Genomic DNA, 14,568 nt, shown 5'->3' with positions numbered 1-14,568 from the left:
GGCAACCGGTGGAAACGGCTATATCTTGACACTCTACTTTCATTTTCTCACGAGAACCCCTGACGGAGGCCCCACCCATGCCGTTCCATATCGTCGTAGACGGCTACAACGTCATCGGCAGTGAAGAGGGTCTTCGCGGCGACCTGGAGCAGAAGCGCAACGCGCTCGTCAAGGAGGTCGCCGCGTACCAGACGCGCACGGGCCACTCCCTGACCACCGTCTTCGACGGTTGGCGCAACGGCCGGGACGAGGAGACGCGCCAGCAGGTGGGTGACGTGACGGTGGTGTTCTCGCGCTACGGCGAGAAGGCCGACGCGGTCATCGAGCGCATGGCGCACGAGATCGGGGAAACCTGCATCGTGGTGACCTCCGACCGCGACCTGCGCCGCGGCGTGGAGAGCAGCGGCGCCGTGGCCGTCTACGTGGGCGAGTTCCTCGCGAAGATGAGGGTGAACCCGGACGCGCCTTGTTCCGACGAGGAGGACGACGACTTGGAGCCGCTTCCGCGGGGACGCGACGGGCGCAAGAAAGGCAACCCGTGGCGGCTCTCGAAAGCCGAGCGGGTGCGCCGGGAACGCCTCGCCAAGTTGTAACGACTCCGGCCCCTCCCCGCCCCTGGATTCCCGCTTCCGCGGGAATGACGAATCGGGGGGCTCTGCCTCATCAGTTTTGACACAGCCTGTTCCGCGGGAGACGCTTCGGGGCGTCGGTGCCAAATTCCTTCCAAGTGGAGCCTTGACAGCCTGTTCCGCGGGACCGACGAGTTCGGTCTCAACTCGGCCTGATGCCGCGCAGCCGCTCGCTGCGCCGGCGTAACAACTCGAGCGTCGTCAGGAGCAGGATCGAGACACAGACCAGGAGAGTGGCTACCGCGAGGATGGTCGGGCGGATCTCTTCCCGGATGCCCGAGAACATCTTCCACGGGATGGTGCGCTGTTCCACGGAACCGACGAACAGCACCACCACGACTTCGTCGAACGACGTGATGAAGGCGAACAGGGCGCCGGACACCACGCCGGGGAGGATCAGCGGCATCGTCACCTTGAAGAACGTCTGGACAGGGTTCGCTCCGAGCGTGGCCGCGACCTGGGGCAGGGACTGATCGAAACCGGCTAGTGTGGCGGTCACCGTGATCAACACGAACGGCGTGCCCAGCGCCGCGTGGGCGAGTATGACGCCCAGGTGCGTCGACGAGATGCCGATGAGCGCATAGAAAAAGTACATGCCCGTGGCGGAGATGATCAACGGCACGATCATCGGGGATATCAAGAGCGCCATGAAGGCCGTCTTGAACGGCATCTCGGAGCGGCTCAGGCCCAGGGCCGCCAGTGTTCCGAGAACCGTCGAGATCAGCGTTGCGAAGACGGCGATGACAAGGCTGTTGCGCACCGCGTCCTGCCAGGAAGCCTCGGTGAAGAACTCGTAATACCACTTGGTGCTGTAGCCGGCGGGATCCAGGGACAGCATCTCCGGGGTGAACGTGAAATAGGGCAGTTCGTTGAAGCTCAACGGGATGATCACGAAGATGGGGCCGATCAGAAACACGAAGATGACGGCACAGATCCCTCGGTACGTGTAGTGCCATACCCGTTCCAGCGGCGATGCATATATCGGCAGGGGCATGGAAAGACTCAACCCAGCTTCATGTTGTCGACGCCGACGATCCGGTCGTAGATCAGGTAGAGTGCCAAGACCAGACCGAGCAACAGGGCTCCGAGCGCGGCCGCGAGGCCCCAGTTCAGCGTTTCACCGACATGCAAGGCGATGAAATTGGAGATGAAGGTGCCGGTGCGGCCTCCGACCAGCGCCGGCGTGATGTAGTAGCCGATGGAAAGTATGAACACCATGATGCAACCAGCCCCGATGCCCGCGACCGTATTGGGCATGTATACCCTTACGAACGCGGTGAAGGGTGTCGCGCCGAGTGAGCGGGCGGCGCGCATCAAGGACGGAGGAATCGTTTTCATCACGGAGTACAGCGGCAGGATCATGAACGGCAACAGGATGTGAACCATCGCCACCACCGTGCCGAACTTGTTGTGGATCATCTGCAGCCGGCCGTCCTCGGATATGAGCCCGACGAAAACCATCAGGTCGTTCAGCACCCCTTCGGTCTGCAGGAGCGCGATCCAGGCCGTGGTGCGCACGAGCAGGGATGTCCAGAACGGCAACAGGACGAGGATCATCAGCAGATTGCTGATGCGCAGCGGCAACGTGGCCAGCAGATAGGAGACGGGATAGCCCAGCAGCAGGCACAGCACGGTAATCAAACCGCTCATCCACAGAGTGCGGTAGAACAGCGTAAAGTAAATGCGGCGCGGCTCCGGCTGCCTGACGATGGCGCCGCGCTCACTCGTTTTCAAGTCGGCGGCGGCGAGGAAGTAAGCGTTTGTCAACGCCCCCGACTCCCGATGGATCAGGCGCCAGGTGCTTGGGTCTCCCCAGCGTTTGTCCATGGCTATCACCTGATCCCGGTAGGGAGCCCCGGTGATGCGCGCCGCCCCCCTGCCGGACTTCCTGAACAGGCTCGACATGCCGGACTTCTCGTAGTTCAGCCGGCGGCCGACACGGCCCAGCGCCCTGTCCTTGAAGGCGGTGTGAATATCGCGCACCAGGGCTTCGAAGACCGCCTCGTCGGGCAACCTCTCACGATCGGGGTCCCAGTCCTGGATGGACGCAACCGTGCGCGGCAACACGGATACGACGATCCGGTTGTCGACGCTGCGAAACAGCATGTGGCCGATGGGAAACAGGAAGAAGACCAGCACGAAGCCCAGCAAGGGCAGGACCAGCAACAGCGCTCGCAGCCTGTTGCGTACCAAGGCCTTCTGAAGGCTGATCTTCAGCGGGGTGCCGTCCGCGGTTCGCATCACCTCGTGGGTTGTCGTGGACATGCGGATCGGCCTGGCGTTGGGCAAAAAGGGAAGGTTTGCCGGGCGGAACACCGTTGGCCCCGCCCGGCAAGGAAACGCCTACTTGGCGAGCCAGGCGTTGAACTTGTCGTTGAGTTCGGCCTGGTGGTCCGCCCACCAGACATAGTCGGAAATGAGGACGGTCTTGGAATTTTCGGGGCTCGTGGGCATGTGCGGCTTCATATCGACGCCGAGCTTGGCATGCTTACCCACCAGACCGGCGGAAGAGTGCCGCGCGGGCCCATAGGAAATGTACTTCGCCTGGTCGGCCAGCCTCTGCGTGTCGGTGGCGAAACGCACATATTTCTTCACCGCGGCGAGATTCTTGTTGCCTTTCGGCACCACCCATCCGTCCAGATCGAAAGCCTGCCAGTCCCACATGATCGCGATGGGCTGCTTCTTTTCGGCGATGGCGGAAAACAGCCGGCCGTTGTACGCCGACGCGATCGCGACCTCGCCGTCCGCCAGCAACTGCGGCGGCTGAGCCCCCTTGGTCCACCAGACGACCTGGTCCTTGATGGTATCCAGCTTGGCGAACGCGCGGGCCACGCCCTCGTCGGTACTCAGCACCTTGTAGACGTCCTTGGCGGCAACGCCATCGGCGACAAGGGCCCATTCCATGTTGTTGTTCGGCCTCTTTTCCAGCGCCCTCTTGCCGGGAAAGGCCTTCAGGTCGAACACGTCGAGCAGGCTGGAGGGCTGCTTGCCCTTGAAGACATCGGTGCGGTAACCGAAGGTCGTCGAATAGACGATCTGCGGAATGAAGCAATTGGTTCCCCCAACCGTGAGCGTCCCGGCAAAGAAGTCCTTGGACGCGGGCGTGCCGTCGGGAGCCGAAGCCAGCCACGTGTCGGCGTCAATGGCTTCGACCAACCCTTCGTCACAGGCGACGATGGCATCGGCGGCGGTCATGTCGATGAGGTCCAGTGTCACCTTGCCGGATTCGATCTCGGCCCTCAGTTTGGCCAACGCGCCCGACCCCAGGTCGTGATTGACGATCTTCACACCGGGGTTCGCGGCCATGTAGGGGTCGTGGTAGGCCTGCTGCTGGCTGGCGGTATAGGCCCCGCCCCACGACACGACGTTCAGATTCTGCGCCTGGGCACTGCCGGCCGCCAGCACGAACGCGGCCGCGATTGCCAAGGAACTCAGTATTCGCTTCATCGATTTCCTCCAATGCTATTGTCCCTGTCGTTGGTGACGGGACATCCTTTGTCTCCGGCTGCCGCCTTCCCTCCCGCGGGACGAATCCCGGGGCCCGGTTACGCGGGAGCGGCCTCCTTACCGGACGCATCGAGCGCCCTGCAATCCTCGGCGGCCCAGGCGAGTTGAATCCACGTGCCTTCCGAAAGGGAGGCGTGGTGAGGGGCGTTCGGTACCTTGACGATGAACTCGTCGTCTCCGGCGACGGTCAGCCGCGCACGAATGTGGTCCCCCAGATAGATCAACTCCTCCACGCGACCGCTCACGACATTCTCTTCGGCGCCGCCATTCCGTTCGATGGCAACCCGTTCAGGGCGCAGGGACAGACAGGTTGACGCGCCTTCTCCGCTCACATTCACTTTCAGGGCGCGAACGGTCGCCCCATCCTGCAGCACCACCTCGCAATAGTCCCCGTCAACGGAGGCCACCTTGCCCCGCAAGCGGTTGTTCTCGCCGATGAACTGCGCGACGAAGGCATTCTCCGGCTCTTCATAGAGAACGTTGGGCGTCGCCAGTTGCTGAATGACGCCGTCGTTGAAGACCGCGATACGGCTGGACATGGTCAGCGCTTCGGATTGATCGTGGGTCACGTAGATGACGGTGACGCCGAGATTCTCGTGAATGCGCTTGATCTCGTACTGCATTTCCTCGCGCAGGTTCTTGTCCAGCGCACCGAGGGGCTCGTCCATCAACACCAGGGCCGGCTCGAAAACGAGTGCGCGCGCCACCGCCACACGCTGTTGCTGGCCGCCGGAGAGCTGGGCGGGCCGCCGGTTCTCGAAGCCGGACAGCCGGACCATATCGAGTATCCGCTCCACCTTGCCGCGGATCTCCGGCTTGGGAATCTTGCGGACCTGCAGGGGAAACGCCAGGTTTTCGCCTACCGTCATGTGTGGAAACAGCGCATAGTTCTGGAACACCATGCCGATGTCGCGCCGGTGCGGCGCCACATGGTTGATGGGCTGATCGTTGAGATAGATTTCGCCGTAAGTCGCCGGCTCGAAACCGGCGAGCATCATCAGGCAGGTGGTCTTGCCCGATCCGGACGGCCCCAGCATGGTCAGGAACTCGCCCGCTTCGATGTCCAGATTGAGATCCTGGATAACCAGGGTCTCACCGTCATAACTCTTCTGAACGCGATCGAACCTGACTATCCTGGGCTTGGTCTCAAGCATTTCGACTATAACGGTCCCCGAGGGACGTTACGAGAAAGGCGAGCTCGACTATGCGGCAACCGGCCTCTACACCCTGCGAACTCGGCCCAGTGAATGCACGACGATATATCAGATAGGGTCGAGCCACAACCCCTGGCGGAACGAGCGATCACGAAGAATGATCGGGGCCCTCGGATTCCCCGCCGCGGCACTCGAACCCGCTGCCACGTGTCAGTGCCGTACGATGTTGTGCTCCGGTCCGTACGGGAACCCGGTGATGTCCTCGGAGCCGTCTTCCTTCACCACCAGGATGTCGTGCTCGCGGTATCCCCCGGCGCCGGGCCGGCCCACGGGGATCATGATCATCGGCTCCATGGACACCACCATGTTGGGCTCGAGCACCGTCGTGACGTCCTCGCGAAGCTCGAGGCCGGCCTCGCGGCCGTAGTAGTGGCTCAGCACGCCGAAGCTGTGGCCGTAGCCGAAGGTGCGGTTGCCGAGCAGGCCGTAGCCCTCGTAGATCTCGTTGAGCGCGGCGGCGATGTCGCAGCACCGCACCCCGGGCTTGATCAGTTCGATTCCCGCCTCGTGCACTTCGATGTTGATCTTCCACAACCGCAAGTGCTCGTCGGAGCACTCCTCGGCGAACAGCGTGCGCTCGAGCGCCGTGTAGTAGCCCGCGGGCATGGGAAAGCAGTTGAGGCTCAGGATGTCGCCGCGTTCGATCTTCCGGGAAGTAACCGGGTTGTGGGCGCCGTCGGTGTTGATGCCGGACTGGAACCAGGTCCACGTGTCCATCAGCTCCACGTGGGGCTGGCTCCCGCCGATCTCGCGCACCATGGCCTGGGTCGCGTGCAGGGCTACCTCGTACTCCGGGACTCCGACCCCGATGGCCTCGACGCACGCCGCACCGCCGATGTCGGCGATGCGCGCGCTCTCGCGGATCCAGGCGACCTCCTCGTCGGACTTGACCATGCGCATGCGCATGGCCGGCTTGCCCACGTCCACAAGGTCCGCCGTGGGCAACGCTCCCTGTAGCTTGCGGAAGTTCTCCACGCTGATGTGGTCGAACTCGATGCCGACCCGGCAACCATCCTGGACCAGCCTCTTCACGGCAACGAAGTAGTTGTCCCGATGCCAGTCCGTGTAGACCAGATTGTCGCCGACGGTGCGCCGCCAGGGTTGACCGGCGTCGATGTTGGCCGAGATCGTGGTCTGGCCCTCGTGCGTGACCACCAGGCCGTAGGGGCGTCCGAACGAACAGTAGAGGAAGTCGCTGAAGTAGTGGATGTTGTGATGCGAGGTGAAGAGGCAGACATCGATCTGCCTCTCCGCCATGTGGGCGCGCAGGGCCGCGAGCCGGCGGTTCATTTCCTTGGCGGAGAAGGTCGGTCTGACCTTCTCCCCGTTGGGGATCGTCTTGAGTTGTTCCATGCTCGTCACCCCCAACGTTTCACCGGACTGTGACTAGACTCGTCCGGCGAGCTCCGGTGAATCGGCGGTGTAGCGGTAGGCGCGGAAGACGTAATTTCCTCCGATGTACGAGGGGTGCTCTTCGGAGAAGTATGGCGAGACGTACTCCCAGACGATCTCGCCCGCCGAGGTTACCTCGAAGAACCTTCCCCAGACACCTTCGCAGATCAACGTGTTGCCCGACGCCAGCCGCTGCGCGCCGCTGATGAACCAACTGAAGAAGGTCCCCGGCGGGGAGCCCTGGTACTGCCAGACGATCTCCTTCGTCGCGGGGTCCAGCTCGATCACCCGCGACCCCGCGCCCGGCCCGCCATAGAGTACGTCGGCGCCGTTGGCGAAGAACAGCAGGTTGCCGTTGTCCAGAAAGTGCACGTTGTGCTGCTGCCCGTAGGACCAGTCGCAATGCTCCCACTTGAACGCCTTGGTCTCCCGGTCGATGATCGCCATCAGGTGGTTGTACCGGAAGTTCACCAGCAGATCGCCGTTGTCCAGCGGCCAGAGTGAGTTCGCGTGACTGAACTCGACGCGCGAGACGATGGGATTGAGGGGGTAACGGTACATCTCCTCCGAGGCGGCGGCGTCCCATTCCCAGACCGGGTTGCCGTCACGGTCGATCTCCCGCAGCACATCGCTGTAGATGCCGTCCGGGTGTTCGCTCCCCTCGCGCCCGCCCTTCACTCGTCGGGCCTGCCCGTCGGACAAGAGCTTCCACGAAGCGTACACGGTGTTGCCGTTGGGACAACGCCGCTGGTCATGGTGATGGTAAGGATCGACGTGTTCCCAGACGATGTTGCCGTCCCAGTCGAGCTCCAGGAGATGTCCGCCCTTGCCGCGCAGGCCGCTCGGGCCGTCGGTGGTCTGAACGGCGGCCAGCAGATTGCCGCTGGGCAAGAGGTGACCGTAAAGCCCCGCGAAACCCGGCAAACGCCATTCGTGCACCACGTTCCCCCGCAGGTCGATCAGGTGGGTGGCCCTGCGGCCGAGGGGGCTGAAGATGGTGTAACCCGGCGTCGCGCGCGCCTCGTCGAAGATCGTGAGTCCGGTCCGAAGATGTCGCATACCCGCTCGGGGACAGGGGCTTGACGTTCAGTTTTCCGAGAACGTCAGGCCGTCGCGCTCGTTGTCGAGTTCCCTGTCCATGAAGTCCACCACCAGCGGCCAGGCGAGCCTGGCCGTGTGCGGATGGTAGCCCTCGGTGCCGGGGTCCACGAAGCCGTGGCCGCCGAAGGGAAAGAAGTGCCACTCCAGCGGCTGCCCGTTGGCGAGGAAGCTCTCCCACACCTTTTGCTGGATGGGCACGGTGGAGATGCGGTCGTCGACGCCGTACAGGATGATGGACGGGCACTGGATCTTGCGGGCGGCATCGTAGGGATGGACCGGCCGGATCTCGGTGGTGGGCTCTTCGCGAACCGTCGGATAGTAGCCGACGAAGGCCCTGACCTCGGGAGTGGCGGCGACGAAGTGGATGGCGATGCGTCCGCCCATGCAGTAGCCGGACACGGCCACGCGGCCGGCGTCCACGTCGTCCCGGGAAGTGAGGTAATCCCAGCCCTGCCGTATAACCCGGACGAAGTCCCCGTCCCTGGTGCGCGCCTGGATCTGCCGCCCCGTGTGGATGTGGGTCACGTCGGGGTAACCCAGCAGCGAGTACAGCTCGGGCACCACCACGGTGTATCCGAGATGGGCGAACTTCAGCGCCTCGACCTTGAGATAGTCGGTGAGGCCCGTGTTCTGGTGGGTCATGAGCAGGGCCGGGCCGGGCTCGGCGCGCTCCGGCGCCGCCAGATAACCGTAAATCCCGTCCCTTTCGGGGGTAAGGGTGCGTTCGTGTACCTTCATGATTTGAGGCGGACCATCCTAACCGCTCCAACGGAGCGAATCAACTCTCCGGTCTCAAGTCAACCGCAATCCCGGAATCGCCCATCCGTCCGCTCCGATTCCATCAGCCGCCACGCCCTCAAAGCCCCCTTTGGCACGTTGACCGCCGGCCTACCGGGCCGAACCCCGGCCCGTTCACCAGACCCCGCCGTACCCTTCCCGGAATCACGGACCGCTTGACGCGCCCGGGTCTCGCGCTGGCCGGGCGACGGACCGTCGACATCGTGGACCCACATCAAAATGTCGTACCAAACCGCAACATGTAAAGGTATTCATCCGGACGCCGGATACCATAGACACCGAGTCTTGTCTGACCTTGGCTGATCAACTCAAGACCAACTTTCCGGCTTTCCTCTTCATACTCCACGATTGGCATCACGACCTCATTCTTCCCGGCGGCGAAACCGTAACCCACCTTGACCGCCATTTGATGCCGACCCTCAATTGAAAGTGTTGGACCGATTTCAACCACCATCCCTTCATCACCGCTGCCGTGGTGATAAGCTATCGTTCCATCAATAACAGGGCCGAATTTTTCCGTCAGGTTCCCCCTAACTTCAATGGCAGTGAGGAGGTGTTCATTCTGGAAACCGAGCCCAAGTGCCACCGTGATCAGACCGCCCGCTTCTCGTTCAATGCCCGTCTTGAAGCTGACCTCGTCGACCTGTCCTGCAACCCCGCCGCCCACATAGAACTCGTTTCTCTCCTCAATGTCGCCCCCATGGCGTTCGAATCTCGTACTTCCGTGCAAGACAAACTCAATATTCTCATAGTTGAACGGCCGGCTACCCGTCAATCGCGTGCGATAACGGTATGAGTGCGTGTCAGTTGCCCTGAATTCGGAATTAGTCTCACTTTCCGACCAGATCCACACCGCATCATTATCGAGATCGACTTGCCAATGTTTGGTTCCAAAACCTTCTGCGCGGTTGCCAATGGCGACTAACCTGCTTGTAAACTCAGAATCAGTCTTCGATAGATCAACCGATTCAAGCGACGTCTCACCATAGGCCAGCCCCCCGATTCCCCAAAGCCACGATCCATCTCCAAGAAACCACTGTATATAAGGGTAAACACCCGCCTGTCGGCCCCCCACCTCATATGAGTGCCGCGAATCTCCATAGGTGCCACTCGATTGATTGCCCGCGAGCGCCGCACCGATCCGATAATCTCCCCTCTTGGTCTCGATACCGAACATCCCGCCTGTCACGTCGGCATTGATTCCGTCCGTCCTCACACTATCGTCGACAAGCTTGACCCAAGCGCTGGTTCCCTCGTCATCCAATCCAAAACGCTCCATGACCGCATCTACTGTCATCAGCCCCGACCGATGACTAAATTCCGCCAGCCATTTCGCCGGCAACGGGCCCTCGTTCCAAATGATGGCGAGCACGGTGTAACTCGTACCCGTCGCGAGGGGGAAGCCATTGGCATTCGCCCATTTGACACTTGTTCCCGCATTGAACACAACGCGAAACCCTTCGCCACTGTCATCATGATCATCAGGTAAAATGGCAATACTCACCCGGGCGCCCCGATTTTCCCAAACCACCGGCATGAGGGTGGTGATCGCCGTGTAATCCGTTCCTGCCGTGGCATCGACAACGCAGGCTCCACCACAAACCTCCGTTTTGAATTCCACAACCGGCGGCGTCGCGTTCGGATCATCGGATACAAAGGTCAAGGCGACTCCTTCACGAGAAGTACCGGAATGTGGATGGCCCGGTTCATAGAAATCCCGCCCGACAACTCTGACTTGTGAGTCATTTCCCGCTATTTGTTCAACCCTCGCTGTCTGACCGTTGACATAATAAGCGGCATCGCCGACCAGGGCAGCTACGACACGCCTCAACTCGGGGCTGGTAATACCATCATCGTCCGCCACCGTCACATCAAACGTAACGGAAGCCTGCCCGGCCGGCACAATTACAGTGGTCCTCGATTTGTGTCTCGAATTGAGGTTTTGAACGTCAACCACCGCTGCGACCTCCTCATCATCAGGGCCGCCGACTCTGCTGATCTCAAAGACAGCGGTGCCCCCTTCGACGACTGGATTGTCATTCGCCCTGGCAATGGCGAGAACAGGAGCATTTGCGTCCCGCACTCCCGATTCAACAACGTGAGCCTCTATCGTGTGATTGCCCGCGACGCTATACCGATGAGGATACTTTAGTTTCAATCGGACGGTTACCGTACTCGGATCCGTTTCAATGACACGATCGGCGACTGTCCTGATACGCCCCCGTACAGTACGCCGACCGGCTGCAAAAGAAACGACGGTGGCAATAGCTTCATCTTGAGGATCTCCCGGCTGTCCCGTTGGATAGTCACGGTCCAATGTGTCGCCCGTTTCCTTGGCGAAGATACCGATGTCCGACAGGCTTCTCCTCGTGGATCCGGTTCTCGTTACAACGAAACTGATATCCGATCCTTCTTCCACACAATAACTGTCCTCGTCCCCGGGACAACGCGAACCGACGTTCGTCAATGAGAGTTGTGGCAAACTTGTGGTATCGTTGTCCTTCACCAGGGTGGATATCACGTGTTGTCCCCGCGCCAGTTGTTGGTCCGGATAGTGGGTTCCCGACTCATCATTTCCCACCAGATGAGTCACCAACCGTGCCACATATTTGTCCTCACATCGCCGGACATCCTCGGGCGTCTCTTCCGCATGACATTCGAAGTCTACATCGTCCGAGTCATTCGGCACAGACGCGGTAATGCGCCGGGTCGTCACACCTGGACCGAAGGTCACAGTCCGCAATGGGGTCGTGAAACCTCGCCATCTTGCGCCGTTGAGGTTTGTCGAATATCGAACCGTCACATTCCTCGGATAATTGGTCCGCGATGCCGGCAGGCAATTCGTTTGTAAATTGCCATGCCACGTCTCGCTTCCCGCGGTTCCCAGATTGACGCCGGAATTGTCCCGGGCCTTGATACAGCGGACCAGCGTATAGGTGACGGATTGCCCTTCCGTAATGGCGCGACGCGGGGCCCCGATGGAAATTATGTTCCTGGTTGGGTCAGTATCGTTGATCGTGGCCGATACCGTTGAAACCGGGCCAACTCGATAACCGTTGCCCGGCAATATTCGTGCGGTGATATTCCCGCTGGTTCGATCGGCCCGGACACGAAGTCTGACGGAACTCATGGTCGGTTCGACATCGACACTCGAGCACGACCCGCTTTCCCAGACATATTCATCATCTGCGTTCTTAGTCACCCTGTCGCAAACGCCCGCATTGGTTCCGAAATTGACTGACAGAAACCGGTTTCGCGGGGACTCCGTCGCCCGCTCCACTTGAAGTGTGAAGTCGAAATAGTCCTCATGGTCCACCAAGGCGAAGCCTGATTGATCGTCTCGAAGGGTCACGCCGGGCAGGTCATTGTCCACGACGGTCACGACATCGGAAATGTGGTGCCCGTAATCCGGGTGTTTTACGTCGATCCGTACCTCACTATCATGTTCAAACGCGTCATCCGACGAAGTCGGAATAACTATCGTTTGTCTATTCTGACCGCGGGCAAAGGTAGTCTCGAAGGTTTTGGCAAAGGCTCCCGGGATCATATCGCCCGACTCGTGTACCATAATCTGTACAGCGGAAAGGGGCGGGTAGTTTTGCGTCAGCGCATGGCGGTCATCCGTGCGAGAAACGACCATCGCGATAGTACTACCCTCTGATATCTCGTTCGGGCCACTGATATCGAAACGTGGCGCGGCAATGTCGTTGTCCGTGATGAAAGTGGTCTTGGTCGACAGGCGGCCGACGGAATATCGACCCCCCGATCGAATCGTTGCGGTGATCCTGCCGCCATAGTCATTGGTCTCGCTCTCTCGAGTCGTTATCTTCAAAAAAAACCAACGATTCATTGGCGGGAATTGTAACCGTTCGAAGACCTGTTGTTTCAGAGGTATAGGCCTGGGCGGCCGCGGTGCTTAAATACACGTTGACGGGCATGTCATCTGAACTTCGAATGCTGCGGCTGATCGAAAAGATAACATCATTCCCTTCAGGAATCGCACCATCGCCATCAATTGAGACCCGCTGCGAGAATGCGGCCGGAGTCACCGAGACACTTTTGCTGGCGTATGTATCGGTGATATATCCTTTACCCGCATTTACGGTGACGCCAATTTCGGCAGAGGTCGTGGCACCCGACCGTGTACCCAAGGTGAAGGACGTCGAATTCCGGTTACGTGGAATGGTAATTGAGGTCGGTTTGCTATTGGTGACGACATTGGCGTAATCGTCGATATTCAAACTGACGGTGACGGGTTGACCGGTTGTGCCGTCATGTTTCACTGTAAAGCGAATTGATTGGCCATGGAAAACTGTGGAAGCCGAAGCTTCAAGGGCGACCACCCTCATATCGTCATCGGTTACAGTTATGGACTGAGTTGCTGGTGACCCGATACGAAATGGGGTGACCGGTTCATCATCATATGGCACCCCTTGGGCGGATATTATTCTGAAGTCGACTCTACTGTCACGTTCGTTGACCAGATCATCGATGGCAGAGACATTGACGGAACAAAAGTCGCCGGTGGCGTCAATGGTACAGGTCTTGACGCCTTTGACACCTGGGGCGAGCATATCTCCTGATTCAGTGATTCGATATCTTACTGCAATTGGGTAGTCGAAGGAACAGGGATCTCCATTGTATCTACAAAGAATCCCGAAACTTATGTGACTATTCGATTCTGAACGGTCTCCGTCACCGACTTCAGTCGTCAATGTGGGTGTGGTCTGGGCCTGGCTAACGGACGGTACAAGTGATGTCGCGAGCATGGCGGCCAGAATCAACAAAAACTTCATCTTGCACTCGCCTCTCTCCAGACGGATAACGATCGGTAGATCATATACAACAGGGGACGAGGTGTCAATGAAGTAGGCGATGCGGGCGGGGCACGCGGACGGTCAGCTGGGGGGGGTCGGGAACTTTCCAGGGAAGGAGCTCACGACCAGGCGGACGTGGCGACCCGCGACATGCACCTGTGACCTGCGCTTCGCCGCGGGTCATGATCGTTACCCTGTCGGAAGGCGAGCTCGACGAGCTCCATGTAGGGCTCAGGGGGACGATGAAGGCGCTGTTCCGGAAGGACCTCGCGGCAAGGACCCGCCGGGGCCTCAGGGGCCGGGTCGAAAAGGGCCGCTCAGGTGGTGGGCTCTGCTACGGTGATGTGGTTCGGCGGCTCGGGCGATCCCGTGCGGGGTGAGGCACGGTCAACGAAGCGAAGGCGAAGCGCCTGCCCGTGGCTTCCGGGAGTTCGCCGCCGGCGCGAGGCCGGTCGCGGTGGTTCGGGGGATGATGTGGTCTCCGTGGATGCGGGGGCAGGATTTGAACCTGCGACCTCAAGGTTATGAGCCTTGCGAGCTACCGGACTGCTCCACCCCGCAGGATGTTTGTAGCCCGTTGGTGCGGCAGTGTCAACAAGGATGGCGGCAGGCCGTGTTCAGTGTATGGGGAACTTCTCCCGAAGTTGTTCGAGCACGACCTCGGGGACGAACGCGGTCACGTCACCGCCCAGTCCGGCGACCTCCTTGACCAGCCGTGAGCTGATATAGAAGGACGACTCGCTCGTCATCATGAACAAAGTCTCGATATCGGGCTTGAGCCGGCGGTTCATCGTCGCCATCTGGAACTCGTACTCGAAGTCCGAGACCGCCCGCAGGCCCCGGATCACCACCTTGGCCGACACGGCCTCCGCATAGTCCACCAGCAGGCCCTGGAAGCTGTCCACGCGCACCCGCTCCTCGGACTCGAAGACCTTGCGCACCGTGGCCATGCGTTCTTCCACCGAGAAGAGGGAGCCTCCCTTCTCCTGGTTGTACGCGATGGCGATGATCACTTGGTCGAAGATGCGTAGCGTCCTTTGCACCAGGTCCACGTGGCCGTTGGTGATGGGGTCGAAGGACCCCGGATAGACCGCTATGCTGATTTCCGCC

At 60.5% G+C, this 14,568-nt stretch carries 11 protein-coding genes and 1 tRNA gene; 1 reads left to right on the top strand and 11 read right to left on the bottom strand.

Features of this window, described 5'->3' with window-relative positions; all coding sequences use genetic code 11:
* The first annotated feature begins 77 nt into the window (after positions 1-77).
* Positions 78-593 carry an NYN domain-containing protein gene (locus OXF11_05560; GenBank protein ID MCY4486569.1) on the top strand — a complete coding sequence of 172 codons (516 nt, stop codon included), beginning with the start codon at positions 78-80 and terminating at the stop codon, positions 591-593.
* 178 nt (positions 594-771) lie between these two features.
* On the opposite strand, the gene OXF11_05555 is transcribed toward OXF11_05560, so the two are convergent.
* From OXF11_05555 to coaD, 11 genes are all read right to left on the bottom strand, one after another.
* Positions 772-1,623 carry an ABC transporter permease gene (locus OXF11_05555; protein MCY4486568.1) on the bottom strand — a complete coding sequence of 284 codons (852 nt, stop codon included), beginning with the start codon at positions 1,621-1,623 and terminating at the stop codon, positions 772-774.
* 8 nt (positions 1,624-1,631) lie between these two features.
* On the bottom strand, positions 1,632-2,894 hold the full coding sequence (locus OXF11_05550) for an ABC transporter permease (protein ID MCY4486567.1): 1,263 nt from the start codon (positions 2,892-2,894) through the stop codon (positions 1,632-1,634).
* A 78-nt stretch (positions 2,895-2,972) separates the two neighbouring features.
* Positions 2,973-4,076 (bottom strand): ABC transporter substrate-binding protein, encoded by a 1,104-nt coding sequence (locus OXF11_05545; GenBank protein ID MCY4486566.1) that lies wholly within the window; start codon positions 4,074-4,076, stop codon positions 2,973-2,975.
* Positions 4,077-4,174: 98 nt separating this feature from the next.
* Positions 4,175-5,290: an ABC transporter ATP-binding protein gene (locus tag OXF11_05540; GenBank protein ID MCY4486565.1), complete on the bottom strand. Its 1,116-nt coding sequence runs from the start codon at positions 5,288-5,290 to the stop codon at positions 4,175-4,177.
* Positions 5,291-5,500: 210 nt separating this feature from the next.
* A complete protein-coding gene (locus tag OXF11_05535; protein ID MCY4486564.1) occupies positions 5,501-6,703 on the bottom strand; it encodes an aminopeptidase P family protein in 1,203 nt (400 codons plus the stop codon).
* Positions 6,704-6,736: 33 nt separating this feature from the next.
* Positions 6,737-7,801, bottom strand: a complete 1,065-nt coding sequence (locus OXF11_05530; protein ID MCY4486563.1) for a PQQ-binding-like beta-propeller repeat protein — start codon at positions 7,799-7,801, stop codon at positions 6,737-6,739.
* Positions 7,802-7,828: 27 nt separating this feature from the next.
* Positions 7,829-8,581, bottom strand: a complete 753-nt coding sequence (locus OXF11_05525) for a dienelactone hydrolase family protein (protein MCY4486562.1) — start codon at positions 8,579-8,581, stop codon at positions 7,829-7,831.
* A gap of 274 nt (positions 8,582-8,855) precedes the next feature.
* Positions 8,856-12,491 carry a hypothetical protein gene (locus tag OXF11_05520; GenBank protein MCY4486561.1) on the bottom strand — a complete coding sequence of 1,212 codons (3,636 nt, stop codon included), beginning with the start codon at positions 12,489-12,491 and terminating at the stop codon, positions 8,856-8,858.
* Positions 12,439-13,437 (bottom strand): hypothetical protein, encoded by a 999-nt coding sequence (locus OXF11_05515; protein ID MCY4486560.1) that lies wholly within the window; start codon positions 13,435-13,437, stop codon positions 12,439-12,441. The genes OXF11_05520 and OXF11_05515 overlap by 53 nt, the downstream gene beginning before the upstream one ends.
* Before the next feature lie 505 nt (positions 13,438-13,942).
* A tRNA-Met gene (locus OXF11_05510) sits at positions 13,943-14,019 on the bottom strand.
* Between the two features lie 56 nt (positions 14,020-14,075).
* Complete coding sequence (gene coaD, locus OXF11_05505) at positions 14,076-14,561, bottom strand: pantetheine-phosphate adenylyltransferase (GenBank protein MCY4486559.1); 486 nt, start codon at positions 14,559-14,561, stop codon at positions 14,076-14,078.
* Positions 14,562-14,568: the final 7 nt, after the last annotated feature.

Source organism: Deltaproteobacteria bacterium (assembly GCA_026712905.1).
In the GTDB taxonomy this organism is placed as follows: Bacteria; Desulfobacterota; Binatia; order UBA9968; family JAJDTQ01; genus JAJDTQ01.
Note: the sequence above shows the minus strand (reverse complement) of the source record. Positions and strands in the feature narration are given on the sequence as shown.

Excerpts from the sequence above, each read along its gene's own strand:
- OXF11_05535 (MCY4486564.1), bottom strand. The coding sequence starts at position 6,703 with ATGGAACAACTCAAGACGATCCCCAACGGGGAGAAGGTCAGACCGACC.
- OXF11_05555 (MCY4486568.1), bottom strand. The coding sequence starts at position 1,623 with ATGCCCCTGCCGATATATGCATCGCCGCTGGAACGGGTATGGCACTAC.
- OXF11_05530 (MCY4486563.1), bottom strand. The coding sequence starts at position 7,801 with ATGCGACATCTTCGGACCGGACTCACGATCTTCGACGAGGCGCGCGCG.
- OXF11_05515 (MCY4486560.1), bottom strand. The coding sequence starts at position 13,437 with ATGAAGTTTTTGTTGATTCTGGCCGCCATGCTCGCGACATCACTTGTA.
- OXF11_05560 (MCY4486569.1), top strand. The coding sequence starts at position 78 with ATGCCGTTCCATATCGTCGTAGACGGCTACAACGTCATCGGCAGTGAA.
- OXF11_05550 (MCY4486567.1), bottom strand. The coding sequence starts at position 2,894 with ATGTCCACGACAACCCACGAGGTGATGCGAACCGCGGACGGCACCCCG.
- OXF11_05520 (MCY4486561.1), bottom strand. The coding sequence starts at position 12,491 with ATGAATCGTTGGTTTTTTTTGAAGATAACGACTCGAGAGAGCGAGACC.
- OXF11_05540 (MCY4486565.1), bottom strand. The coding sequence starts at position 5,290 with ATGCTTGAGACCAAGCCCAGGATAGTCAGGTTCGATCGCGTTCAGAAG.
- OXF11_05525 (MCY4486562.1), bottom strand. The coding sequence starts at position 8,581 with ATGAAGGTACACGAACGCACCCTTACCCCCGAAAGGGACGGGATTTAC.
- OXF11_05545 (MCY4486566.1), bottom strand. The coding sequence starts at position 4,076 with ATGAAGCGAATACTGAGTTCCTTGGCAATCGCGGCCGCGTTCGTGCTG.